Raw genomic sequence first — 22,915 nt, 5'->3', positions numbered from 1 at the left:
AGCGGTCAACTCGGCCGCGTATCAGCCGAGTTGACCGCTCCTCAGGTTACGAGGCGTCGCGTACCGTCCCGGTCACCACCGGGCCCGGCTGCGGCTCCCACCGCTCGTCGTAGACGTGGAGCTGAGCCTTCAGTGACTCGTCAGGCTCGCGCACCCGGTCCTTGACGGTGGGCACCCGCACCTCGACGCTCTTCTTGCCCGCGGGCACGGTGACGTAGAGTCCCTCGCCCGCCGCCATCCGGGACAGGGCTCGCTCCGGTCGGGGCTTCTCGCCGAACTCCTCCTCCAGCCAGCGCGGCGCCACGTCGAGCGTGGACAGCTCCCGGCCACCGCGGACGCGCTGGAAGGTGAAGGTCGCCGTCACGTCCGCGTCGACGGCCTCGGAGAGCGTCAGACGCCATGTCAGCGGCTTGCCCTCGGTGACCCGGTCGGCGACGGGTTCGAGCGTGACCTTCGGCATCGGGTCGTCGTTCCGCGCCGTCACCCCGCCGTGGTGGGAGCCGACCACAGCGCCGCGCACCGCCTTGACGAGCGCGTCGTGCGCGACGTCGTAGCCGTAGCGGGTGTTGCCCCGCACCTCTACCGGCAGGTCGACACGGTCACCGGGGTGCACCGTCACCTCACGGTTCCGTACCTCACCCGTAACGGGGTCGGGCACGAACAGCCGGACCTGGCCGCCGCCCTTGCCCGAGACGGTGACCGGCATGCGGTAGGTGCGCGACCCGGAGTCGCCTTCCTTGACGGTCAGCCGGCCGATGTCCACGCGGGGCAGGGCGGCGGCCTCGACCGCGGGGGTGCCCGGGCGCCAGCCCCAGGCGTCCATCAGCCACGCCTTGCCCGAAGCGGTGCGCGGGGTGAGTTCCAGGGTCTTGACCTGCTTGAGGTCGAGCTTCGCGCGGGCCGCCGCCGTGATCGGCACCCGGACCTCACGGCCCCAGTAGGAGGCCGTCCGGTCGCTGCCCGGCAGTCCGTCGACCCGGACCCGGCCGAGCTTGACCCGGCCGCCGGAGGCGTCGACGAGGGTGACGTCCAGGCGTGTCCCGGTGGTGTTGGGCGGCACGATCAGCCGGAGCGCCACGTCCTTCGCACCCACCAGGGAGACCGGACGCGCGGGACTCACGCGCACCGGCGCGCCCGCCCGCGACCAGCGCATGGCCACCGCGTCACGGCCCGGCTCCGGTGCCACCTCCCAGGGGGCGAAGTGCGGTGAGGCACCGGCCGTCCGGGGCGACAGGCAGGCGTCGGCCGGGTCGGCGGGCACCTGGGCGCAGAGCCGGCCGCCCTTGACCGTCGTCGAGGCGCCCGGCACCAGGGCCTCCGTGCGGTGGGCGCCCACGGCGTGGGTGAGCACCCGCGCGCGGCCGGCCGAGGGGGCACGGCGCTCCGAGCCGTCGAGAAGGGGGCGCACCCGGTCGTCGCCCGCGACGAACAGCCGGGCCGCCGCGGCTATGTAGGTGGCGCCGGCCTTCTGCTGCTGCGTCGCGGTCAGCCGGGTCCCGGCGCCCTTCGAGCAGACCGGGTCCGGGGAGTCGCCGCTGGAGAAGTCGTCCTCGGAGGGCGCCTTCGACTGACCCGGGGTCCACTCGCTGTTGAAGAAGTTGTGGTTGGCGCCGACCATGTACACGGCGCTGTGCAGGGCGGCTCCGCGGCTGACGCCGCGCGTCCCGTCGACGTAGATCTCGCCCTGCAGGTCGGAGACGTCTCCGTCGCAGCCGGGCAGGATCGTCGTGGAGGGGACGTCGGGGGCCGGGTTCTGGCCGAAGACGGTGGGGCCTATCAGTACGTTGCCCCGTATCTTCCAGCGCACCGGCCCGTGGTAGCCGTCCTGGTCGGCGGGCGGCTCGTAAAGGCTGTCCAGCGCGGCGCGGTTGACGCCCTCGCCGCCCCGGGAGTGTCCGACGAGGAGCACGCGGGAGAGGTCCGCCGGCGCGACGGCGCGCACCGCGGCGGGCGCGGTGGACCGCTTCTCGGCCCAGTCCGCCCAGCGGGCGAGGTGCAGCCGCACCAGCGACGAGCGGGCCTGGGCGCCGCCGTCCTCGGCGACGTCGTCCTGGCCGTTGATGCCGTTGGCGGCGATGGACACCGTCACGTACCCCTGAGAGGCCAGGAGTTTCTGGGCGCGCAGGTAGCCCGCGTGGCTCGGCACCGGTTTCATGCCGGCCTTGCAGGGCCACCCCATACCCTCCTCGCCACCGCCGTAGCAGGTGTAGTGGCGGCCGTGCAGGAAGAGGGCCATCGGTCGCTTCCCCGGCGCGCCGACCGGGCCGACGACATTGGCCCGCATCTCGACGGGGGCCGGAAAGCCGGGCAGCCGAACCGACTTGAGCGCGTACTCGCCGGTGACCGTGCGGTAGCGGCCAGGGACACCCGGGTCGACCTCGTTGGCGGGCGGGGTCGTCGCGGTCCGCCCGGGGGGTACGGGCCGCACGTCGCGGCGCTGCGCACCGGCTCCGGCCTCGTCGAGGCGACGGCCGGAGGCCAGCACCTTCAGCTGCTTGGCGGGGCCGATGCGCGCGCCGTGCAGCGGCAGCCGGAAGGAGCGTCGGTCCTGCGCGGCCACGGGATGCCCGAGCAGCTTGTCGCCGGCATAGAACTCGACGCGCGCGTCGCCCATGGGCACGGGGTCGGGCGACGCCCACACGAGCTGCTTCCCGTCACCCTCACCGGAGAGCCGCCAGCCTTCCGGAAGCCCCTTGCCGTCACTTCCGGCCGACGCGGGCGCGGGTGGCGGCGCGGCCTGCGGGGGGTCGGCGGACGGCCCGGCGTGGGCCGCGCCCGGCGAGACCGCCGCCAGCGCGAGCACCGTCAACGCCGCGGTCGCCACTCGAGCGACACCTCTCAACGTGGTCCTCCTCGTCATCACTCACATCAGGGCACGCGAACGAACTCACGTGCCCCGCTCACTCCTTCGATGACGGAAATACGTGGTGATGCGTTGCCTGCCGGCGCGGGCGGGCCGCAAGAGGCGTGGGGGGCGGCGCAGATGGGGCGCGCCGCACGGTGACCCCCTGTCCGCGGAGAGGCGCCTGCCTGCCAGGATGCCGTCATGCACATCTACGAAGAGCGGCTGAGCGTGCCCCGCTCCTGGTGGGGACTGGTTGCGCTGGGTGGTGCCGGACTGGGTCTGGGGGCGGTCCCCTTCGGCGCGTTCGCGGCGGTGACGGTGGCCGTGGTGGCAGTCGCGGTGTCCGCCGCGCTGGTGCACGCGCACGGCAATGTGCGGATCCTGGTGACGCCGGGCTCGCTCGTCATCGGCAAGCGGGCCATCCCCATCGAGGCGCTCGGCACGACGGAGATCCTCGACGAGCGGGAAGCCTTCGAGTGGCGCACGGTCAGGGCCAATCCGTACGCGCTCCTGCTCCTGAGGTCCTACGTCCCGACCGCGCTCCGCATCGAGCTGCGGAACTCCTGGGGCGGAGCGCCGTATGTCTATGTGTCGACACGGCAGCCCATGAATCTGGCGGCCGTGCTGGCGTTCTCCCGGGGCTGACGCGCACAGCTGACGCCCGGGCGACCGGGGGCGATCGGTGGAGGCCACTGGACCGGGGCCGGGTGCGGCCGCACGCTGGTGCCGTGATGGATCAAGAGACCGACGCCGTGGCCGGATTCCCCCTCCCCTCCCCTGGTTCGCGCGGCCCGCCGCACGCGCCTGGAGGTGCGCGCCACCCCCGCCGCACGCACGGGACTTTCACGCCGCCCTGACCGGATACGCGCCCACCGCCCTGCGTGAACTACCGGCCCTGGCACGGGAGTTCGCGATGGCCAGGGTCTTCGTCAAGGACGAGTCGGCGCGGCTCGGCCTGCCCGCCTTCAAGGCGCTCGGCGCGTCCTGGGCGATCGACCGGATCCTGGCCCGCCGGGGGGCCGACGCGCCACGGCCCTCCGACGGCCGGAACCCGCTGCTTGTCACCGCCACCGACGGCAACCACGGCCGGGCGGTGGCCCGTTCGGCCCGGCGGCTCGGCCTGCGTTCCCACGTCTTCGTCCCCGACGGCGTACACCCCGAGGCGGTGGCCGCCATTGGGCGCGAAGGCGCCCGGGTCACCACCGTGGCCGGATCGTACGACGCGGCCGTGGGAGCGGCGAGGGCCGCGGCCACCGGGCCCGACGCGGTACTGGTCCAGGACATGGCCTGGGAGGGGTACGAGGAGATTCCGGCGCTGATCGTCGAGGGGTACTCGACGCTGTTCACCGAGATCGACGCCCAACTGGGCGCCCTGGGCGTGCGATCGCCGTCACTCGTGGCCGTCCCGGTGGGCGTGGGGTCGCTCACCCAGGCCGCCGTGACGCACTACCGCAGCAGGCGGACGACAGCCCCGGCCCCCGGCAACCCGCCGCCGCCCGCCCTGCTCTCGGTCGAGCCCGTAGGAGCCGCGTGCGTACTGGAGAGCCTTCGTGCGGGACGACTCACGAGCGTGCCGACTGGCGTCACGGTCCTGGCCGGACTCAACTGCGGTACGCCGTCCGCCCTCGCATGGCCGGTGCTGCGTGAGGGCCTGGACGCGGCGGTGGCCGTCACGGACTCCGCCGGCCTGTCGGCCGCGCGCGACCTGTCCGAGCTGGGGGTCTCGGCGGGTCCGTGCGGCGCGGCGTCACTCGCCGGCGTGCGGGCCGCGCTCACCGGCCGCGGAAGCGCCGAGCGGCGCGCGGCCCTGAGAGAGGTCCATACAGTCGCGTCCGTGCCGAAACGACTCATTCAGCGATGATTTCCGGTCGTTGCAGATGGTCGAAGTGCGAACCAATTTTGCGTTCCCGCAGGTCATGGGGTTGTTCTCGGTTATACCAATGCCAATAGTCCATATGCTGGACAGGTGAAGCGGAGTCATCCTCACCACCCCTGAGCTGCCCGAACGATCGTACGAGTACCGCTCACCGAAACGGCACATCCGGAAATCGACCATCCGCATGGCATTCACTCTCCGCACCGGCAAGACTCCTCACCGCAGTCACCAACCGGCATCGATCAAAGGAGAGTCCACCATGCGTCGCACCCTCAAGGCCGTGGGAAGTGCCGCTGCCGCGGCAACCTGCGTCCTCGCCGCGACAGCAGGCACCGCACACGCCGAGGCCGTCCAGACGAAGAGCCTCTACGCGCCGAGCGCCCTGGTGTTCACGGTCGGTCAGGGCGAGGACGCCAGCTCCGCGACAGTGGAGCGCGCCGTGACACTCACCTGCGCGCCGCGCCCGGCCGGCAGCCACCCCGCTCCGGCGGCCGCGTGCGCCGAACTCCACATGGTCGACGGCCAGTTCGCCGCACTGGTCGGCTCCGCCTCCGACGCCATCTGTACGAAGGAGTGGCGACCGGTCACCGTGACCGTCGCCGGCGTCTGGAACGGCCGACACGTCAGCTGGTCCGAAACCTTCGCCAACCGGTGTGAGATGAAGGCTGGTCTCGGGGAGGGTGCCGCACTGACCTTCTGAGGGATCACACCCTGAAACCACACTCAGGGGAGTCCCGGCAGCCTTTCGTGGGGGAAGGAGGCCGGGATGCGGGGCGGCCCCCGGTGTCGGGCGACACCGGGGGCCGTAGTGTGCCCGGTCCCGCAGGCGGGAAATCCGGCGACATCGGCGATCATCCCCGGGATACTGGGCGCCCATGGATGAGGTCGAAGTCGTCGTCGCCCACTCCGAGCGCGCGACCCTGCGCGTGGGCGACGTGTTCCTGAAGGTGGACGCCGATCAGGCGCGCGTCGACGCCGAGGTCGAGGTGATGTCCCTCGCGCCGGTGCCGACGCCGGAGATCCTGTGGCACAAGCCGCCCGTGCTCGCGATCGCCGCGGTCCCCGGTACGACGCTCGGACGCCTCGGCGGACCGTCGACCGGGTCGCCGACGGCATGGGCCGCGGCGGGCGCCGCCCTCCGGACGCTGCACGAAGCGCCGCTGCCACCCCGGCCGGGCCGTGCCGGGCGCAGCACCGCCACGCTGACGGCGGAACTGGACGACGAGTGCGCGTGGCTCGTGACGAACGGCGTCCTGCCCGCGGACCTGGTCACCCGCAACCGCCGGGTCGCGCAGGCCGCACTCCGGCCCTGGACTCCGGCATTCACCCACGGCGACCTGCAGATCGCGCACGTCTTCGTCGAAGGCGACGAGGTCACGGGCATCATCGACTGGTCCGAGGCGGGCCAGGGCGACGCCCTGTACGACCTCGCCACCTTCACGCTCGGCCACGAGGAGCACCTCGCCGACGTCATCTCCGGCTACGGCACCGACGTCGACCTCGACGTGATCCACGCGTGGTGGTCACTGCGAAGCCTGCTGGCGGTCCGCTGGCTGATCGAGCACGGCTTCGACCCGTTCGCGCCGGGCTGTGAGGTCGACGTACTGAGAGCCCGCATGTGAGGCGGCGCGCCGCCGCTCCGACCCGTTGCTCGGTCACGCTCCGCCGAGGCGGCGGAACGCCTCCAGGGGATACGGGGTCTGCCTGCTCCGGTGCTGGAACGTGCGGTTGAACCCGGACATGACGGTGGCGATCGGCGCGTGGCGGGCAAGGAGCGCGGCAACCTCCTCCGGCATGTCTTCGGGACGCTTGCCTTCCGCGTAGGACCGCACTAGAGCGTGCCGACCTTCCTGGTCCTCCCTCGGGAGTCCGTACAACTCGGTGACCAGCCATTCCACCAAGTAGGTGGCGGTGTAGCAGCGGTCGTAGGACCGGTGCCGGGCGAAGAAGTCGGCTTCGTCCCGCGTCATCTCGAAGCCGGAGGAGATCGCGAGGCCGTAGTCCGCGAAGTAGAGGCGCCGGCCGTCGGTCAGGATGTTCTCGAAGTGGGCGTCGAAGTGCAGGAGTCCTCGGCTGTTGATGAATGACATGCCGGCCGCAAGCTGGTCCTCCACCCTCACGCACGCGGGACCTACGTCATGGCCCCCCGCCTCGATGGTGGCGCCCAGCCACTGGTGCAGGGTCTGCGGGATGTACTCCGAGAACAGTGCGATGCTGGCCGAGGAGTGCTGAAGGGCCTCGAACCGGTCGCGCACCCGCGCTCCGCCGCCCCAGTAGGCGACGGCCCGGTCCAGGTCGGCCAGTTCCCCGGTCGGCGGCACCGAGCCCGGCACGATCCGCCAGTGGTACAGCAGCGGGAAGCCCTCATGTTCCGCCGCGAGCACCCAGTTCGTCGTGATGGTGTGCACGGCGAGCTCCCGCCAGGCCCCGAAGCCCGGCCCGCCGATCATGCCGGTGCCGTAGTGGCAGAAGAGGGGAAGCTCGAACAGGTTCGCTGTCGACCGGACGTGCCCGGGTTCCCTTTCCAGGTCGGTGAGGGGCACCCGCTTCACGAAGACCGGGATGCCGGCGACCTCGGTCAGGGCGGACGTCCCGCCGACACCGGAACCGAGCGGCACAGCACTGTCCACGAGTTCGCCCACGGCGCGGTCGCTGCGGAGGGCGAGGGACGTGGAGACCGCGCCATAGGCGGCCAGCCGTGCGCCGTACGACATGTCAGGGCCGTTCACGGTGACCTCCCGGAGGACGCGGACCTCGATTCTGCACCGCCCTCGAATGACGCGGCGTCAAAACGCCGCCCCTCACCTGCACGCGACGACGTCCGTGTCGTCAGATGGTGAGGACCAGCTTGCCCTGGAGGTGGCCGCGGTCGAGGAGACGGTGTGCGTCGGCGACGCGTTCGAACGGGAACGTCTCCTGGACGTGGACTCGGAGCCTGTCCTGTTCGACGAGTTCGACGAGAGCCCGCAGGCCGACCGGATCGGGGTCGACCGCGATGCCGCTGAACCGCATGCCCGCCGCCTCATACTCGGCGATGAGCTCCACATCCTCCTCGGCGACCGCCGTCACCAAGTGCCCGCCCGGGCGCAGCGCTTCGAGCGACCTCCACGCGGTGTCTCCCCCGATCGTGTCGAGTACGAGGTCGACGTCGCGGACGGCCTCGGTGAAGTCGACCGTCGTGTAGTCGATCACCTCGTCGGCGCCGAGTCCTTCCACGAACGTCCGCTTGCTTCCGGCGGCCGTGGCGACCACGTGTGCGCCCAGCGCTTTCGCGATCTGGATCGCGATGTGGCCGACTCCGCCGCCACCACCGTGGACCAGCACGCGGTCGCCGGCGCTCACACCGCCGAGGTCGACGAGGCCCTGCCACGCCGTCAGCCCGACGAGCGGCAGCGCCGCCGCCTCGATGTGCGAGAGGGACGCCGGCTTTCGTGCCAGATGCAACGCGGGGGCCGCCACCACCTCGGCGTACGCACGTGCCGCCCGCGGGAACAACGGCATCCCGAACACCTCGTCGCCGGGTCCGAACCGCCAGGTCTGCGGCGCCCCTTCGACCACGCCGCTGATGTCCCAGCCGAGGGTGAACGGCGGCCGGCCGATCAGCGGGAACTCGCCGGCGCGCAGACGCGCCTCCAGCGGATTCAGCCCTATCGCCTTGACGCGGACCAGGACCTCCGTCGGGAGGAGCCTGGGCTCGGGCACCTCCACGAGGGTGAGCACCTCGGGACCGCCGCAAGTCTGCTGGGTGATGGCGCGCATGACTCTCCTGCCTCGGGAATGGGGAAGCCGTCCCAGGCTAGGAATCCGGCAGGAACCACCAGGTGCCTGTGGCACGGATACCTTGGCGCCATGAGCGGTTTCGGTCCCGGTGATCCCTTCCTCGCCGACTGTCCGGCGCGCATGGCGGTCGAGCTGATCGCCGACAAGTGGACGGTGGTCGTGCTCTACGGACTCAGCAAGGGCCCGATGCGCCATGGCGAGTTGATCGCGCTGATCGGTGGCATCTCCCGCAAGATGCTCACCCAGACGCTCCGGCGGCTCCAGGCGCACGGACTCGTCCACCGCCACGCGCATACCGGGGTACCGCTCCGGGTCGGGTACGAACTCACTCCGCTCGGGGCCTCATTGATCGAGCCGATCCACATGCTGACCGAGTGGGCGAGGGCGAACGGCGACGCGGTGCTCGACGCGCTCGACGGCGGCCCCGAGCCCGGCCTCCCCGGCGACTGACGCGGTTCACCTCCGGCCGCTCTGCGTGGGGGTCAGTAGTTCGGCCAGCCTGTGGGTGTCCGCGAGGTAGCGGTCGTAGGGGAAGCCGGCCGCCAGGAGGGCGGTGCGGAGCTCTTCCTCAAGGGGCTTGCCCTCGGCCAGGAAGGTGTCCTGGCCCAACGGGGTGAGGCTGACCAGGCGCCGGCGCCGGTGGGCGGGGTCGACCTTGATCGTCACGTACCCCTGGGCCTCCAGTGGGCGCAGGGAGCGGCTGACGGCGGGGTCGGACAGGGTCAGGGCCTCGGCGAGCTGGTGCTGGGTGGCGGGTTGGATCTCCTCGAGGGTGCCGAGCAGCCGCAGTTGGCTGTGGGAGAGGCGCCGGCCCGGGTCGGAGCGGCGCCGGGCCGCCTCGCCCATCAGCATGACCACGCGGTACAGGAGCTCTGCCAGTCCTTCGTCCATGCGTCCATCATACCGGACACTTGCAACGTTAATATTAACCATGCAACACTCGGTTTCATGGACACCCTCCCTTACGCCGTGCAGACCACCTTCCCCCTCCTCTTCATGCTGGTTCCGGCCCTCGGGGCGCTGCTGAGCTGCCGTCGCCGCGGCGCGGGCCGACCGGCCTCGGAGATCTGGCAGCGCTGGTGGGCGTTCGGCGCCCTCGGCGTCGGAAGCCTGTGGATCACGATCTCGTTCCTGGCGGCCCCGAAGGGCATGGCCGACACCATCGGATTCGCCACCTCGCCGTTCCAGTTCGAGATCGCCTTCGCCAACCTCGGCCTCGCCGTGCTGGGCTTCCGCGGCGCGTCCGCGTCACCCCGCGAGCGCCTCACGAGCGGGCTCGCGGCCGCCGCGTTCCTGTGGGGAGCCGCGGTCGGCCACGTCTACCAGTGGTTCGCCAACGGCGACCACGCCGCCGGAAACACCGGTGGCATCCTGGCCAACGACGTCCTCATCCCGGCCGTCATGATCGCCCTGGCCGCCCGGGACATCCACCGCGCCGGCTCACGCGCGGACCGCGGCCGCACGGTCCGCCCGGCCGTCTGACATGGCGGCCCACCCGCCCGGCAGCGGAGCCCGCGACGAGGCGAAGCGCCGGCTCTGCCACCCAAGCGGACGACGGCGGCAGCCACCTGCTCCCCTGCCGCCGCTCCTTACCGCCCCTCCCCCGTCACCACCGCCCTCTCCGACACCCGCCCGCGCTCACGCGCACGCTCGGCCTCTCGCTCGGCGAGTCTGCTCTTCACGCGGGCGCGAAGAAGGGCGTACTCCTCGCGGCAACGGCGGATCTCCGGGGGGCGGACCACGGCGGCGCCGTCCGTGACGGTCTCGCCCGGCAGGAACTGGTCGCGGGTGAGGTCGATCTCCATCCCCGAAGTCAGACGGTTCCACCAGTGGTAGCCGATGCGCTCGCCGTCGACGAACACCTCGCCGAGTACCAGCTCGCCGCCCAGCAGGTCGTTCAGGACGAGGGCGGTCACGCCGCACTGGTCCCGCGCCGGGTTGGCCGGGGACCAGGTCTCGCCGGAGGCGGGGTCGGCCGTGTCCGCGCCCCAACTGGCCCTGAGTGCGGCCTCGATGTCGGTCAGTCGCAAGGGTGTCATGCCGATCACCCTCGCACCCGCCACTGACAATCAGCCGTCGTCCCACCTCACGGCAGCAGACACCAGCGCCGCCCGCGCCGGGTTCACCGCCCAGCGCACCGCACCGTCCCGCGCCCGGCCGCCCCGTCGATCGCCTCATCGTCGAGCCCGCCGGCCCCGAGCACCTCGCGGGTGTCCGCGCCCGCGCCCCGCACCTCGGGCCGCACCCGCGCCGGTGTGCGGGACAGGGAGACGGGTGAGGCCACTCCGCGGTAGTCGCCCTCCTCTACGACGAGGCCCCGGTGACGCACCTGGGGCGAGGTCAGCGCCTCGGCCACGTCGTGCACGGGCGAGGCCGGGACGCCTCTGGCCGTGAGCAGGGCGGTGAGTTCGGCCCGCGGGCGTGCGGCGACGGCCTTCTCCAGAGCGGTGCGCAGCTCCTGTCGGTGACGTACGCGGTCCTGGTTCGTGCGAAAGCGCGGGTCCGCGGCGAGCCCGGGGATTTCGAGGACGTCGGTGAGGGCGCCGAACTGCCGGTCGTTGCCGACCGCGACGAAGAGCGGCCCGTCGGCGGCGGGGAACGAGTCGTACGGGGCGATGCTGGGGTGCGCCGAGCCGGAGCGCCGCGGTACGGAGCCGTCGGCGAGCCAGGACGCCGAGTGCGGGTGGAGCAGGCTGATCGCGGTGTCCAGGAGGGTGCAGTCGACGAGTTGGCCGAGCCCCGAACGGTGCCTTTCGTGCAGGGCCAGCAGGATGCCGGAGAAGGCGAGGATGCCGGTGACCTGGTCGACGACCGGCACGCCCACGCGCAGGGGCGCGCCGTCCGCCTCGCCGTTCACGCTCATCAGGCCGCCGTATGCCTGCAGCACGGCGTCGTAGCCGGGCTGTCCGCCGAGCGGGCCGTCGGTGCCGAAGCCGGTGACGCGGCAGTGGACGAGGGCGGGGAAGCGGCGCCGCAACTCGTCGTCGCCGTAACCCCACTTGGCGAGGGTGCCGGCCTTGAAGTTCTCCACGAGGACGTCGGTGGAGCCGAGGAGGGTGTCGAGGATGTCGCGCCCCTCGGGCACGGAGAGGTCGACGACGATGTTCTTCTTGCCGCGGTTGAGGTTCTGGTAGTACGCCGAGGTGTCCGGCGCGACGAAGGGCGGGCCCCAGCCGCGCGTCTCGTCGCCGGCCGGCGGCTCGACCTTGATGACGTCGGCCCCGTGGTCGGCGAGCAGCTGCGCGCAGTAGGGTCCGGCGAGGACGCGGGACAGGTCGAGCACCTTGATCCCGGCGAGGGCTCCGGTGGGTGCGGCGGGTGGATGCGTCATCAGTGGGACCTCGGCAGACCCAGCACATGGCCGGAGACGTAGGAGAGGATCATCTCCTGGCTGATCGGGGCCAGGCGCAGCAGCCGTGACTCCCTGAAGTACCGCTCGACATGGAACTCCCTGGCGTACCCCATTCCGCCGAGCGTCTGCACGGCCCGGTCGGCCGCCTGGTAACCGGCGTCGGCGCAGAGCCACTTGGCCATGTTGGCCTCCTTGCCGCAGGGCAGTCCGCGGTCGTAGCGCCAGGCGGCGTTGCGGGCCATGAGTTCGGCGGCGTCGAGCCGGGTGGCGGCCTCGGCGAGCGGAAAGGCGATGCCCTGGTTCTGTCCGATGGGGCGGTCGAAGACGACGCGCGTGCGCGCGTGGTCGACGGCGCGGCGCAGCGCGGCCCTGCCGATGCCGAGGGCTTCGTGGGCGAGCAGGATCCGCTCCGGGTTGAGGCCGTCGAGCAGATGGCGGAAGCCCTCGCCCTCCTCCCCCACCCGGCAGGTCGAGGGCACGCGCAGTTCGTCGATGAGGACTTCGTACGAGGCGACGGCGTTGCGTCCCATCTTCGGGATGGCGCGCAGCCGCACGGCGTCGGTCGTGATGTCGACGACGAACAGCGTCATGCCGTCGGTGGGGCGCTCCGGCGCGCGCGGTGCCGTGCGGGCGATGAGGACCATCTTCTGGGACCGGTCCGCCTTGGTGATCCACACCTTGCGGCCGCTGATGACGTAGTCGTCGCCGTCGCGGCGGGCCACGGTGGAGATGCGGGTGGTGTCGGTGCCGGCGTCCGGTTCGGTGACGCCGAAGCAGACGTGCAGGCTGCCGTCGGCGGCGCGCGGCAGGATTTCCTCGCACAGCTGCGGACTGCCGTGCTTGACGAGGGTGTTGAGCCCGAAAATGGTGAGGTGCAGGGCGCTGCAGCCGTTCATGCCGGCTCCGGAGGCGGCGATCTCCTGGAGGAGCAGGGCGGCCTCCTGGATGCCGAGTCCGCCGCCCCCGTACTCCTCGGGGATGGCGATGCCGAGCCAGCCGCCGTCGGCGAAGGCGTCGTAGAACTCCTCGGGGAACGCCGCCCGTTCGTCGTGATCGGCCCAGTACGTGTCGGGGAAGCGGGCGGCGAGCCCGGCGGCGGCGCGGCGGATGGCCTCCTGCTCCTCGATGGGCGCGAAGTCCATGGATCACAGCCTCAGTTCGTATATACGATCGCCGAGTCGGATATACGTGAGGCTAAGAGCGGTGTGATCGGCCGGTCAAGAGCCACTGGACGGAAGGGGAACCGGACCGTGAGCGAGAGGGCCGCACCCGGGGAGCACCGGACCGTCAGCCGTGTGACGGGCATCCTGGAGTGCGTCTCGCGGCGTGGCGGCGCCCGGATGCAGGAGCTCACCGACGTGCTCGACGCCCCCAAGTCGTCGGTGTTCGGCCTGGTGAAGGGGCTCGTCTCAACCGGTTATCTGGTCGAGGAGCAGGGCGTGTACCGGCTCGGCCCCGCCCTCGGCAGTCTCCTGTCGCGGCCCGCGCAGGACCTCGCGGGTGCGGCGCTGCCCACACTCGAAGGGCTGCGGGACCGCTTCGGGGAGACCGCGATGCTCGGGACGGCGGTAGGTGATTCGCTGGTGTACGCGGCCTCCGCCGAGTCCCGTCAGCTGATCCGCTACTCGGCTCCGCTGCGCACCCGCCGCCCGCTGTATCCGCCGAGCGCCGGCAAGGTGCTCCTCGCCCACCGCCCCCGCAAGTGGCGCGCCGCCTACCTCGAGCGCCTGCTGGATGATCCCGCGGGGTGCCGCGCGGCGCTCGCGGAACTGGCCGAAGTGCGCGCCACGGGTGTGGCGTTCAACCGCGGCGAGACGCTCCCCGATGTGACCGCGGCCGCGCGGCCGGTCCTGGTCGGCGGGCGGGTCCGCGGGGTGATAGCGGTGGCCGGCCCCACCTCCCGTACGGCGGAACTGCTCCCGGACATCGCGGCCGCATTGGTGGACGCGGCGCGTGCGGTCGCGTCCCGGCTCGGCGCCGGGAACCGGTAGGGCGGCGCGCCTCGGGGCACCTGCCGCTCGGGAAACGGGTGGGGCCGTGGGCGCGGTATTGGTAGCGTGCGGGCGGCCGTGATCTCGTACGCGGTCCGATCGCGCCCCGGAGGAGAAGACGCCCGTGATCCCGTCGGAAATCCGCACCGAGCGGCTGGATCTCGTGCCCTTGCGGGTCGAGCACGCCGATGAGATGGCCGCCGTGCTGGGTGACCCGGCGCTGCACACGTTCATCGGCGGCGCCCCCGACGACGTCGAAGCCCTGCGCGCCCGTTACCGGCGGATGCTCGCCGGGTCACCCGAGCCGGACGTCTCCTGGTGCAACTGGGTGGTGCGGCTCCACGAGCAGGACCCGCCGCCGCTGGTCGGGACGGTCCAGGCCACCGTCACCGCCGAAGCGTCCGCGGAGATCGCCTGGGTGATCGGCACGCCCTGGCAGGGGCACGGGTACGCGTCGGAGGCGGCGCACGGGCTGGTGGAGGTGCTGGCGCTCCGCGGCGTGCGCGAGGTCGTCGCGCACATCCATCCCGGCCACGGGGCGTCGGCCGCGGTCGCGCGGGCGGCGGGCCTCACCGCCACCGACCAGGTCAAGGACGGCGAGACCCGCTGGACACTGACGCTGCGGGACTGATCCTCGGTACGGAGGGTCGCCCGGGGCTCAGTACGGGCGGTCTCCCGCGATGGCGACGCGCTCGGCGACCCTGCGGTGCGGGGCGTAGTCGTCGACGGCGTAGTGCTGGGTGGCGCGGTTGTCCCAGAAGGCGACGTCACCGGCCTGCCAGCGGAAGCGCACCTGGTACTCCGGCACGTGGGCCTGGCGCACGAGGTGGCCGAGGAGCCGGTCGCTCTCCTCGCGGTCCATGCCGACGATGTGCGTGGTGAAGGAGGTGTTGACGAAGAGCATCCGCCGCCCGGTCTCCGGGTGCGTGCGCACCACGGGGTGGGTGACCGGCGGGAAGAGGTCCTGGAGCGGGGCGAGCTTCTCGGCTCCGTAGAAGCGGGCGAAACCCGGGATGAAGTCGTGCACGGCGTGCGCGCCGTCGATGCGGGCCTTCACGGTGTCGGCGAGGTTGTCGTAGGCGGCCGCCATGTCCGCCCACATCGTGTCCCCGCCGAACGGCGGCACCTCGTGCAGCTGCAACACCGCGCCCAGGGCGGGCCGTTCGCGGAAGGTGACGTCCGCGTGCCAGACGTTCTCGTACGTGGGGGTGGCGCTGCCGCCCTTGTCGAACCGGACGATGTCATCGGCGGAGCCGCGCGCGAGCAGCGGATTGGTCTCCAGCTCGCCCCAGTTGCGGGCGAAGGCGCGCTGCTGCTCGGAGGTGATGCGGGCGCCGCGGAAGAAGAGGACCTTCCACTCCAGCAGGGCGCGGTTCAGCTCCTCGCGCAGGGCGGGCGTCAGGGGCTCGGCGAGGTCGACGCCGCGGATCTCGGCGCCGATGACGCGTCCCTGCGGCACGACGTCGAAGAGTTCGTAGGGCCGCTCCTGCCAGGTGTCGGGCAGGCGGCGCAGGGTGCGGCGGCCCTCGTACATGCCGTCGGCGGGGACGCGGGCGTCGCGCAGGGTGGGCAGGGGTGTCCGCGGTGCGGCAGTCATGGGGTGTGATCCTTCGGGTGCGGGTTCGGGCGGGTGGCCGGGCGGAGAAGACTCCGTACGGCTAGCGGCCCGATCGCTCGCACCCGCGGCGCCACGGGACGTTGAACGTCCGTGCGGCGGCGGTCAGGTGCTGGATCATGGTCGTCATTGTGGTGCTCCGGCCGCCCCTGGTCAACAGCCCGGCCCCGCCCGGCGGCACGGCCGTCCCGCTACGGACTGTGGCGTGTCCCACCCCCCGCGCATGCGGGCGCCCGCATGCCGGATGATCGTGGCTGAGAGCCATCCGTACCACCTGACCCGTACCACCCAGAGAGGACCTCCCCATGGAAGACCGCTTCGACGTCGTCGTGCTCGGAGCAGGACCCGGCGGCTACGTCGCCGCCATCCGCGCCGCCCAGTTGGGCAAGCGGGTGGCAGTCGTCGAGGAGAAGTACTGGGGCGGTGTCTGCCTCAACGTCGGCTGCATCCCGACGAAGGCGCTGCTGCGCAACGCCGAGCTGGCGCACCTGTTCACGCACGAGCAGAAGACGTACGGCATCAAGGTCGACGGGCAGGTGTCCTTCGACTACGGCGAGGCGTTCAGCCGCAGCCGCACCGTCGCGGACGGCCGCGTCAAGGGCGTCCACTTCCTGATGAAGAAGAACGGCATCACGGAGTTCGACGGCCGCGGCACCTTCCTGGACGCCAACACGCTGCAGGTGGCGAAGTCCGACGGCACGACCGCCACGATCGGCTTCGAGAACTGCATCATCGCCACCGGCGCCACGCCCCGCCTGCTGCCCGGCACGAGCCGCAGCGAGCGCGTGGTGACGTACGAGGAGCAGATCCTCGCCGACACGCTGCCGCGCTCCATCGTGATCGCGGGCGCGGGCGCGATCGGCATCGAGTTCGCGTACGTCCTGCACAACTACGGCGTGAAGGTCACGATCGTCGAGTTCCTGGACCGGATGGCGCCGCTGGAGGACGCCGACGTCTCCAAGGAGCTGGCGAAGCAGTACCGCAGGCTCGGCATCGACGTCATGACCTCGACGCGCGTCGAGTCGATCGACGAGTCCGGCGAGCAGGTCCGGGTGACGGTCACGGGCAAGGACGGCAAGGAGCAGGTCCTGGAGGCGGACAAGGTCCTTCAGGCCATCGGTTTCGCGCCGAACGTCACCGGTTTCGGGCTGGAGGCGACGGGCGTGGCGCTCACCGAGCGCGGCGCGATCGACGTCGACGGCCGCTGCCGTACGAACGTCCCGCACATCTACGCCATCGGTGACGTCACCGCGAAGCTGATGCTGGCGCACACCGCCGAGGCCATGGGCGTCGTGGCGGCGGAGACGCTCGCGGACGCCGAGACGATGGAACTCGACTACCCGATGATCCCGCGCGCCACCTACTCGCAGCCGCAGATCGCCAGCTTCGGCTGGACGGAGGCGCAGGCCAAGGAGAAGGGCTTCGACGTCAAGGTCGCGAAGTTCCCGTTCCAGGCGAACGGCAAGGCGCACGGCCTCGGCGACACCGTCGGCTTCGTGAAGGTCATCAGCGACGCGAAGTACGGCGAGATCATCGGCGCCCACCTGATCGGCCCGGACGTGACGGAGCTGCTGCCCGAGCTCACCCTGGCCCAGCAGTGGGACCTCACCGTCCACGAGGTGGCGCGCAACGTCCACGCGCACCCGACCCTCGGCGAGGCCGTCAAGGAAGCGGTGCACGGCCTGGCCGGGCACATGATCAACTTCTGATCCGCCGCCGGGCGCCCCGCCGCCACGCGAACGACCGGAAATCGGTGGTTCGGGTGGCGGGGCGGCCCGCTCCGGCCGATCCTGGGCTGAACACGACTGATGTGCCTCGGGGGCGAGGAGAGGCAGTAGCCGATGTTCTCTGGCCTGGGCCGATTCGTGGTGCGCCGCCCCTGGTGGATCATCCTCGTGTGGGTGGTCGCGGCCGGCGCGGTGATCTCGCTGGCGCCGAAGCTCACCTCCAGCAGCGACGAGGCGAGTTTCCTGCCCGGCCACTACGAGTCCATTCGCGCCGCCGACGTGCAGGAACGGGACTTCCCCCGGCAGCGGAACATCGGCGCGATCATCGTCTTCCAGCGCTCCGACGGCGGGAAGCTGACGGCGGCCGACTCCGCCGGCGTGAAACGCGTCTCCGAGGAGCTGCGGGCCAGGAAGATCCCCGAGGTGCGGGACATCGTGCCGAGCGAGGTCTCGCCCAACAGGCTGGTGCAGACCTCCGCCGTGGCGATGCCGAAGATCACCGATCCCGAGGACACCGCCCAGCAGGACGCGGTGAAAGCCCTGCGGGCCGTCCTCGGGCCGGAGTTGAAGGGCACCGGCCTGTCGGCAGGCATCACCGGCTCGGCGGCCCAGGCACTCGACGAGAGCGACGCGTCCGAGCGGGCGGGCCTGCTCGTCGGTGTCGGCACGATCGTCATCATCGTCGTACTGCTGCTCGTCATCTTCCGCAGCCCCATCATCGCGCTGCTGCCGGTGGTCCTCATCGGCCTGGTCTCGCCGATGGCGACCGGTCTGATCGCCTCCGCCAACAAGGCCTTCGACCTGAAGGCGGACTCCTCCATCCAGGAGCTCCTGACCGTCGTCCTGTTCGGCGTCGGCACGGACTACATCCTGTTCCTGCTCTTCCGCTACCGGGAGGCGCTGCGTGCGGGCGAGGACCCCAAGAGCGGCATGGTGCACGCCGTCGAACGGGTCGGTGAGGCCATCGCGTCGGCGGCGGGCGCCGTCATCGTCGCCTTTGCCGCCCTCACCCTCTCCTCGCTCGGCATGCTGCGGTCGATGGGCCCGGCGCTGGCCATCGCCGTCTTCCTGACGCTGCTCGCCGGTCTCACCCTGGTCCCCGCCGTGGTGTCGCTCCTCGGCACGACGGTGTTCTGGCCTTCTAAGTCCTGGCAACAGGAGCCGCACGGCACGGGGTTCGCCAAGCTGGGCACGTCCATCGCCCGCAGGCCCGCCGCCTGGGCACTGGTCTCCGCGCTCGTCATGGGCGCGCTCACGCTCGGCGCACTCGGCTACCGCGCCAACTTCGACCTGGCCGGCTCCTCCCTGCCCAAGGACAAGGAGTCGATGGTCGCCCTGGACGACCTCCAGAAGGGCTTCCCCGCCGGCACCACCGACCCGACCTCCGTCTATCTCACCTCCACGAACGACCGGCCCCTCCCGACCGCCACGGCCGCCGCTTTCCGTACGCAACTCTCCGATGTGCGGGGCGTCGGCGAGGTGGCCGCCCCACGTCTGAACCCTGACCGCACGACCGCCTCGTACTCCGTGGTCCTCGCGGACCCGCCCGCCTCCGACACGGCGCTCTCGACCCTGAAGGACCGGCTGCGGCCCGCCGCCCACGAGGGCGCACCGGCCGGGACCGAGGCGCTCGTCGGCGGCACGACGGCGGTGTACGTCGACATCAACAGGGCGGTGGACCGCGACTACTCGGTGGTCTTCCCGGTGGCGGCGCTGGCCATCATGGTCATCCTCGGCCTGCTGCTGCGCAGCCTGGTGGCGCCCTGGTACCTGATGCTCTCCGTGGCGCTCGGCTTCGGCGCGACCCTCGGCGCGACCTCGCTGATCTTCCAGCAGATCGGCAGCCAGCCAGGACTGATGTTCATGCTGCCGGTGATCATGTACTTGTTCGTGGTCGCGCTCGGCACGGACTACAACATCCTCATGGTGTCGCGGCTGCGCGAGGAGGCCCGGGAGGGCCGGGGTCCGCATGACGCGGCGGGCACGGCGGTGCGCCACTCGGGGCCGACGATCGGTTCCGCTGGCGTGATCCTCGCGGGCACGTTCGCGACGCTGATGCTCGCCGGCAACTCGACGCTCTCGCAGATGGGTTTCTCGCTCTCCTTCGGCATCGTCATCGCGGCCTTCGTCATGGCGATGGTCTTCACTCCGGCGCTCACGGCCCTCATCGGTCACGCGGCCTGGTGGCCCGGGCACGGCGACGAGAGGCGCGACGGCTCCCCCGGGGCCGGCGCCACGACCCCGGACGAGGTGCGCCCGGGAGGCGTGACGCGCGGCCGGTGAGCGCCGCCGCACCACCCCGCTCCGCTCTCCCGCGCATTACTTCGACTTGCCTTTCCGTGAAAAGTGTGAGCACGAGATGGCGCCTTGCCGTGGCCCATTGCTCACACCTCGAACGAGAATGCAAGTGAAATCAATAAAGCCACCAAAAGTCCGCGGCCTAGGAAACGAAGCGAAAAGTCAAGTCCCTGGACAGGGTTGGTTGGATCTCCTCAATAACCGCGCTCACCAGCGGCTATCGGGTGTTAGGGTTTCTCATCGTCCAGGTCCGGACCGCATTCCCATGCCTCCACGCAGCGGTCCTTCGCGCCCTCGACACGGGAATGCAACGGAATCCTCCGTGCTCTTTTCCCGCGCCGGCGCAGTGTTTCCGAGCCTCATTCTGGAGTTCTTCCATGTCTGCTGACAGCACCGCTGTCACCTCATCCGCACCGGCGGCCGACCCCGCCGGCCCACCCGCCGGCCGGCACCTCGGTCTGGCCCTCTTCGTGATCGCCGCCGCCCAGCTGATGGTGGTGCTCGACGGCACCATCACCAACATCGCCCTGCCCAGCATCCAGACCGCGCTGGACGTCTCCGACGCGAACCTCGCCTGGATCGTCAACTCCTACGCGCTCGCCTTCGGCGGGCTGCTGCTGCTCGGCGGACGGGCGGGCGACCTGTTCGGGCGGCGCCGGATGTTCCAGGCGGGCATCGCCCTGTTCACCCTGGCGTCCCTGCTGGGCGGCGTCGCGCCCAATGAGGGCCTGCTCATCGGCGCGCGCATCCTGCAGGGCGTCGGCGCGGCCTTCGCGGCACCCAGTGCCCTGTCCCTGATCGCGACGACGTTCCCCGAGGGCAAGCCGCGCAACAGGGCGATGGGTGTCTACGCCGCGATGGCCGGCATCGGCGCCACCGTGGGTCTGCTGCTCGGCGGTGTCCTCACCGACGCCCTGGACTGGCGGTGGGTGTTCTTCGTGAACGTCCCCATCGGTCTCGTCGTCCTCGCAGGGACGAGGACGCTGGTCGAGGCCGAGCGCCACCGCGGCCGCCTCGACCTCCCCGGTACCGTCACCGGCACCGGCGGCCTGATCGCCTTGGTCTACGGCATCACCCGCGGCGGCGAGCACGGCTGGACCGGCGGCCTGACGCTGTCCTGCTTCGCCGTCGCCGTCGTCCTGCTCTGCGTCTTCCTGCTCATCCAGCGCCGCACCGCGCACCCGATGATGCCGCTGGGGCTGTTCGGGGACCGCAACCGTTCGGGCTCCTTCGCCACGATGCTGTTCATCGGCGCCGGCATGATCGCCACTTTCTACTTCCTCACCCTCTACATGCAGCTGATCCTCGGCTACAGCGCCGTCAGGACCGGCTTCGCCAACCTGCCGTTCAGCCTCGGCATGGGCGCGGCGGCCGCGCTCAGCGCCAAGCTGGTCACCCGTCTCGCGCCCCGCGCGATCGCGGGGCCCGGCCTGCTGGTGGCGGCCGGGGGCATGTTCTGGTTCGCCACGCTCACGCCCGACTCGTCGTACACCGGGCATCTGATGCCGGCGATGTTCGTGACCGCCCTCGGCCTCGGGATGGGCTTCGTCCCGATGACGCTGGGCGCGGTGAGCGGCGTCGACCACAGGGAGACGGGCATCGCCTCCGCGCTGCTCAACACCGCCCAGCAGATCGGCGGCGCCCTCGGCCTCGCCGTCCTGGCGACGGTGTCGACCTCGGCGGCCGACGACCGGCTGCCCGAGGCGGCATCCTCCCTGTACCGGGGGCTGGCCGCCGGCGACCACGGCCTGGTGGCGAGGGCAGCCGACGCGCTGACCCACGGCTACACCCTGGCCTTCGTCGGAGCGGGCGTCATGTTCCTGGCCGGGCTCGCCGTCACCGTCCTGGCCATCACCGCCGGAAAGCAGGAGACCACCGAGGGTTCCGCGCCCGTCCACATGGGCTGAGCCGAGGGGTGCAGGGGGCGGGGCCCGCCGGTCGGGCAGGCCCCCGCGGGCCGGACGCCGATACATTTGTCCGTCAGCTCTCTCCCGCCGCCCCGCCCCGGACGTTCTCTCTCCGGAGCCTGTCGAGAACGCGCCGGCCGCTTCGACGTCCCCTGTCCTGCAGGCGCTGTTTCGCCTACATGGGCAAAGTCACCGATGATCTCGCCGCGTCGGGTGAACTCATCGACGCGCAGGGCCTCACCGAGCCCGCGCAGGCCCGCTTCGTCAGCAAGGACAAGGACGGCCGTCCCGTGATCACGGACGGTCCCTACGGCGAGACCAAGGAGGTGCCGGCCGGGTACTGGCTGGTCGAGTGCGAGAGCCTGGAGCGGGTCACGGAGATCGCCCTGCGCGTCGCCGAGTGCCCGGGGCCGGAGGGCGCCGCCGCCCCGCCCGTGGTGATCCGTCCCGTCCAGGATTCCGCCGGAGGCGCCTGTTGAGCCGTACGACCGACGTCGAGGATCTGCCGCGCCGCCATGCGCCGCAGGTCCTCGGCGCGCTCGTGCGCCGGTAAGGACACTTCGGCCTCGCCGAGGACGCCGCCCAGGAGGCGCTGCTCGGCCCGCCAGTGGCCGGGGCAGGGTGTGCCCGACAATCCGCGGGGCCGGCTGATCAAGGTGGCCTCGCGTCGCCCGACCGACCAGCTGCGTGTCGACGAGGCGCGGCGCCGGCGCGAGGAGGACGCGGCACTTCTCACGCCCAGGGACGCGTTCACCGCTCCCCCGCCGGGCGAGAGCCGCGCCCCCGCCGACGACGACACCCTCACGCTGCTCTTCCTCTGCTGTCGTCCGGAGCTGACCGCGGCCGCGCAGGTCGCGCCGACCCTGCGCGCCGTCGGCGGGCTCAGCACGACCGAGATCGCGGCAGCCCGGCCCGCAGGACCGCGACGCCCGGCTCGCCGCCGTCCTCCAGGTGCTCTACCTGATCTTCAACGAGGGGTACACGGCGAGCTCGGGCGAGGCGTTGCACCGCGCGGAGCTCGCCCGTGAGGCGATCCGTCTGACGCGCGGCGTGTGCCGTCTGCTCCCCCACGGGGGCGCGGTGACGGGCCTGTTGGCGCTGATGCTGCTCGCCGAGGCGCGCACCGCGGCCCGGACGGGGCCGCACGGGGAGCTGATCCCTCCGGGGTCGGCGCCTCGTGCAGTGCGGCGATGACGGCCTGCAACTGGTAGACGCCGGGCGGCCCTTGGGTGAGCGCCTCCTCGACCAGCGCCGTTAGGCCACAGACTGGCCGCAGACCCTCGGCCTCTACGATCATCTCGTGCGGCACACCCCCGAGCCGATGGCCGGACTCGGCCGGGTGGTGGCCCATGCGATGGTGCACGGTCCGGCCGCCGGACTGGCTGAACTGGAGAAGGCGGGCGACCGCCAAGAGGCGCTCGCCGCCCACCAGTTGGCGGCACGGGGCACTCTCAGTCGCCCCGAGGCGCACTACTTGCAGACGCGTGCCGACAGGCTGGCCCCGTGGCGGCGGACACCAGCAGG

At 71.7% G+C, this 22,915-nt stretch carries 20 protein-coding genes and 1 pseudogene; 13 read left to right on the top strand and 8 right to left on the bottom strand.

Going from position 1 to position 22,915, the window contains the following annotated elements; all coding sequences use genetic code 11:
• Window positions 1-46: 46 nt before the first annotated feature.
• The gene (locus ACZ7DY_RS18460; RefSeq protein ID WP_471136434.1) at window positions 47-2,860 is read right to left on the bottom strand and encodes an alpha/beta hydrolase; all 2,814 of its coding nucleotides are present in this window, start codon (window positions 2,858-2,860) and stop codon (window positions 47-49) included.
• A 186-nt stretch (window positions 2,861-3,046) separates the two neighbouring features.
• Between ACZ7DY_RS18460 and ACZ7DY_RS18455 the strand changes: the two genes are divergently transcribed.
• The 4 genes from ACZ7DY_RS18455 (at window position 3,047) to ACZ7DY_RS18440 (ending at window position 6,343) form a co-directional block, all read left to right on the top strand.
• On the top strand, window positions 3,047-3,490 hold the full coding sequence (locus tag ACZ7DY_RS18455; protein ID WP_471136432.1) for a DUF3093 family protein: 444 nt from the start codon (window positions 3,047-3,049) through the stop codon (window positions 3,488-3,490).
• 115 nt (window positions 3,491-3,605) lie between these two features.
• A complete protein-coding gene (locus ACZ7DY_RS18450; RefSeq protein ID WP_471136710.1) occupies window positions 3,606-4,706 on the top strand; it encodes a pyridoxal-phosphate dependent enzyme in 1,101 nt (366 codons plus the stop codon).
• A 274-nt stretch (window positions 4,707-4,980) separates the two neighbouring features.
• Complete coding sequence (locus tag ACZ7DY_RS18445; protein WP_471136430.1) at window positions 4,981-5,421, top strand: subtilase-type protease inhibitor; 441 nt, start codon at window positions 4,981-4,983, stop codon at window positions 5,419-5,421.
• Between the two features lie 175 nt (window positions 5,422-5,596).
• Entirely contained in the window at window positions 5,597-6,343 is a 747-nt protein-coding gene (locus ACZ7DY_RS18440) for a phosphotransferase family protein (protein ID WP_471136428.1), read from the top strand.
• A gap of 33 nt (window positions 6,344-6,376) precedes the next feature.
• On the opposite strand, the gene ACZ7DY_RS18435 is transcribed toward ACZ7DY_RS18440, so the two are convergent.
• Window positions 6,377-7,450: a protein kinase family protein gene (locus tag ACZ7DY_RS18435; RefSeq protein WP_471136426.1), complete on the bottom strand. Its 1,074-nt coding sequence runs from the start codon at window positions 7,448-7,450 to the stop codon at window positions 6,377-6,379.
• Window positions 7,451-7,550: 100 nt separating this feature from the next.
• Window positions 7,551-8,480 carry an NADP-dependent oxidoreductase gene (locus ACZ7DY_RS18430; protein WP_471136424.1) on the bottom strand — a complete coding sequence of 310 codons (930 nt, stop codon included), beginning with the start codon at window positions 8,478-8,480 and terminating at the stop codon, window positions 7,551-7,553.
• A 90-nt stretch (window positions 8,481-8,570) separates the two neighbouring features.
• Here ACZ7DY_RS18430 and ACZ7DY_RS18425 point away from each other — a divergent pair, with 90 nt between their 5' ends.
• A complete protein-coding gene (locus ACZ7DY_RS18425) occupies window positions 8,571-8,951 on the top strand; it encodes a winged helix-turn-helix transcriptional regulator (RefSeq protein WP_471136422.1) in 381 nt (126 codons plus the stop codon).
• 6 nt (window positions 8,952-8,957) lie between these two features.
• On the opposite strand, the gene ACZ7DY_RS18420 is transcribed toward ACZ7DY_RS18425, so the two are convergent.
• Window positions 8,958-9,392, bottom strand: coding sequence for a MarR family winged helix-turn-helix transcriptional regulator (locus ACZ7DY_RS18420; RefSeq protein ID WP_471136420.1), 435 nt, complete (start codon window positions 9,390-9,392; stop codon window positions 8,958-8,960).
• Between the two features lie 57 nt (window positions 9,393-9,449).
• Here ACZ7DY_RS18420 and ACZ7DY_RS18415 point away from each other — a divergent pair, with 57 nt between their 5' ends.
• Window positions 9,450-9,983 (top strand): DUF6790 family protein, encoded by a 534-nt coding sequence (locus ACZ7DY_RS18415; protein WP_471136418.1) that lies wholly within the window; start codon window positions 9,450-9,452, stop codon window positions 9,981-9,983.
• A gap of 107 nt (window positions 9,984-10,090) precedes the next feature.
• On the opposite strand, the gene ACZ7DY_RS18410 is transcribed toward ACZ7DY_RS18415, so the two are convergent.
• The 3 genes from ACZ7DY_RS18410 to ACZ7DY_RS18400 form a co-directional block, all read right to left on the bottom strand.
• Complete coding sequence (locus ACZ7DY_RS18410) at window positions 10,091-10,540, bottom strand: YunG family protein (RefSeq protein WP_471136416.1); 450 nt, start codon at window positions 10,538-10,540, stop codon at window positions 10,091-10,093.
• Window positions 10,541-10,623: 83 nt separating this feature from the next.
• Window positions 10,624-11,832 (bottom strand): CaiB/BaiF CoA transferase family protein, encoded by a 1,209-nt coding sequence (locus ACZ7DY_RS18405; RefSeq protein WP_471136414.1) that lies wholly within the window; start codon window positions 11,830-11,832, stop codon window positions 10,624-10,626.
• On the bottom strand, window positions 11,832-12,995 hold the full coding sequence (locus tag ACZ7DY_RS18400) for an acyl-CoA dehydrogenase family protein (RefSeq protein ID WP_471136412.1): 1,164 nt from the start codon (window positions 12,993-12,995) through the stop codon (window positions 11,832-11,834). The genes ACZ7DY_RS18405 and ACZ7DY_RS18400 overlap by 1 nt, the downstream gene beginning before the upstream one ends.
• 108 nt (window positions 12,996-13,103) lie before the next feature.
• Between ACZ7DY_RS18400 and ACZ7DY_RS18395 the strand changes: the two genes are divergently transcribed.
• Both ACZ7DY_RS18395 and ACZ7DY_RS18390 read left to right on the top strand, forming a co-directional pair.
• Window positions 13,104-13,844 carry an IclR family transcriptional regulator gene (locus ACZ7DY_RS18395; RefSeq protein ID WP_471136410.1) on the top strand — a complete coding sequence of 247 codons (741 nt, stop codon included), beginning with the start codon at window positions 13,104-13,106 and terminating at the stop codon, window positions 13,842-13,844.
• Between the two features lie 124 nt (window positions 13,845-13,968).
• Window positions 13,969-14,475, top strand: coding sequence for a GNAT family N-acetyltransferase (locus ACZ7DY_RS18390; protein WP_471136408.1), 507 nt, complete (start codon window positions 13,969-13,971; stop codon window positions 14,473-14,475).
• A 27-nt stretch (window positions 14,476-14,502) separates the two neighbouring features.
• On the opposite strand, the gene ACZ7DY_RS18385 is transcribed toward ACZ7DY_RS18390, so the two are convergent.
• Window positions 14,503-15,378, bottom strand: a complete 876-nt coding sequence (locus ACZ7DY_RS18385; RefSeq protein WP_471136708.1) for a TauD/TfdA dioxygenase family protein — start codon at window positions 15,376-15,378, stop codon at window positions 14,503-14,505.
• Between the two features lie 386 nt (window positions 15,379-15,764).
• Between ACZ7DY_RS18385 and lpdA the strand changes: the two genes are divergently transcribed.
• The 5 genes and pseudogenes from lpdA to ACZ7DY_RS18360 all read left to right on the top strand — a co-directional run.
• Complete coding sequence (lpdA, locus tag ACZ7DY_RS18380) at window positions 15,765-17,168, top strand: dihydrolipoyl dehydrogenase (protein ID WP_471136407.1); 1,404 nt, start codon at window positions 15,765-15,767, stop codon at window positions 17,166-17,168.
• A gap of 132 nt (window positions 17,169-17,300) precedes the next feature.
• On the top strand, window positions 17,301-19,469 hold the full coding sequence (locus ACZ7DY_RS18375) for an MMPL family transporter (protein ID WP_471136405.1): 2,169 nt from the start codon (window positions 17,301-17,303) through the stop codon (window positions 19,467-19,469).
• A gap of 392 nt (window positions 19,470-19,861) precedes the next feature.
• Window positions 19,862-21,391: an MFS transporter gene (locus tag ACZ7DY_RS18370; RefSeq protein WP_471136403.1), complete on the top strand. Its 1,530-nt coding sequence runs from the start codon at window positions 19,862-19,864 to the stop codon at window positions 21,389-21,391.
• 179 nt (window positions 21,392-21,570) lie between these two features.
• Window positions 21,571-21,870, top strand: coding sequence for a YciI family protein (locus ACZ7DY_RS18365; protein WP_471136401.1), 300 nt, complete (start codon window positions 21,571-21,573; stop codon window positions 21,868-21,870).
• Window positions 21,867-22,895 (top strand): annotated as a pseudogene (locus ACZ7DY_RS18360) (RNA polymerase sigma factor); the annotation flags it as partial. The gene ACZ7DY_RS18365 and the pseudogene ACZ7DY_RS18360, both read left to right, overlap by 4 nt.
• Window positions 22,896-22,915 lie beyond the last annotated feature (20 nt).

The sequence above is a fragment of the Streptomyces sp. NPDC037013 genome (assembly GCF_055607265.1).
The sequence above is the reverse complement of the archived record's forward strand: the minus strand, read 5'-3'. Positions and strand labels throughout refer to the sequence as shown.

What these genes read in the sequence shown, in the direction of transcription:
- ACZ7DY_RS18375 (WP_471136405.1), top strand. Translation starts at nt 17,301, where the DNA reads ATGTTCTCTGGCCTGGGCCGATTCGTGGTGCGCCGCCCCTGGTGGATC.
- ACZ7DY_RS18365 (WP_471136401.1), top strand. Translation starts at nt 21,571, where the DNA reads ATGGGCAAAGTCACCGATGATCTCGCCGCGTCGGGTGAACTCATCGAC.
- ACZ7DY_RS18415 (WP_471136418.1), top strand. Translation starts at nt 9,450, where the DNA reads ATGGACACCCTCCCTTACGCCGTGCAGACCACCTTCCCCCTCCTCTTC.
- ACZ7DY_RS18455 (WP_471136432.1), top strand. Translation starts at nt 3,047, where the DNA reads ATGCACATCTACGAAGAGCGGCTGAGCGTGCCCCGCTCCTGGTGGGGA.
- ACZ7DY_RS18425 (WP_471136422.1), top strand. Translation starts at nt 8,571, where the DNA reads ATGAGCGGTTTCGGTCCCGGTGATCCCTTCCTCGCCGACTGTCCGGCG.
- ACZ7DY_RS18370 (WP_471136403.1), top strand. Translation starts at nt 19,862, where the DNA reads ATGTCTGCTGACAGCACCGCTGTCACCTCATCCGCACCGGCGGCCGAC.
- ACZ7DY_RS18420 (WP_471136420.1), bottom strand. Translation starts at nt 9,392, where the DNA reads ATGGACGAAGGACTGGCAGAGCTCCTGTACCGCGTGGTCATGCTGATG.
- ACZ7DY_RS18400 (WP_471136412.1), bottom strand. Translation starts at nt 12,995, where the DNA reads ATGGACTTCGCGCCCATCGAGGAGCAGGAGGCCATCCGCCGCGCCGCC.
- lpdA (WP_471136407.1), top strand. Translation starts at nt 15,765, where the DNA reads ATGGAAGACCGCTTCGACGTCGTCGTGCTCGGAGCAGGACCCGGCGGC.
- ACZ7DY_RS18410 (WP_471136416.1), bottom strand. Translation starts at nt 10,540, where the DNA reads ATGACACCCTTGCGACTGACCGACATCGAGGCCGCACTCAGGGCCAGT.
- ACZ7DY_RS18445 (WP_471136430.1), top strand. Translation starts at nt 4,981, where the DNA reads ATGCGTCGCACCCTCAAGGCCGTGGGAAGTGCCGCTGCCGCGGCAACC.
- ACZ7DY_RS18440 (WP_471136428.1), top strand. Translation starts at nt 5,597, where the DNA reads ATGGATGAGGTCGAAGTCGTCGTCGCCCACTCCGAGCGCGCGACCCTG.
- ACZ7DY_RS18405 (WP_471136414.1), bottom strand. Translation starts at nt 11,832, where the DNA reads ATGACGCATCCACCCGCCGCACCCACCGGAGCCCTCGCCGGGATCAAG.
- ACZ7DY_RS18460 (WP_471136434.1), bottom strand. Translation starts at nt 2,860, where the DNA reads ATGACGAGGAGGACCACGTTGAGAGGTGTCGCTCGAGTGGCGACCGCG.
- ACZ7DY_RS18430 (WP_471136424.1), bottom strand. Translation starts at nt 8,480, where the DNA reads ATGCGCGCCATCACCCAGCAGACTTGCGGCGGTCCCGAGGTGCTCACC.
- ACZ7DY_RS18385 (WP_471136708.1), bottom strand. Translation starts at nt 15,378, where the DNA reads ATGTACGAGGGCCGCCGCACCCTGCGCCGCCTGCCCGACACCTGGCAG.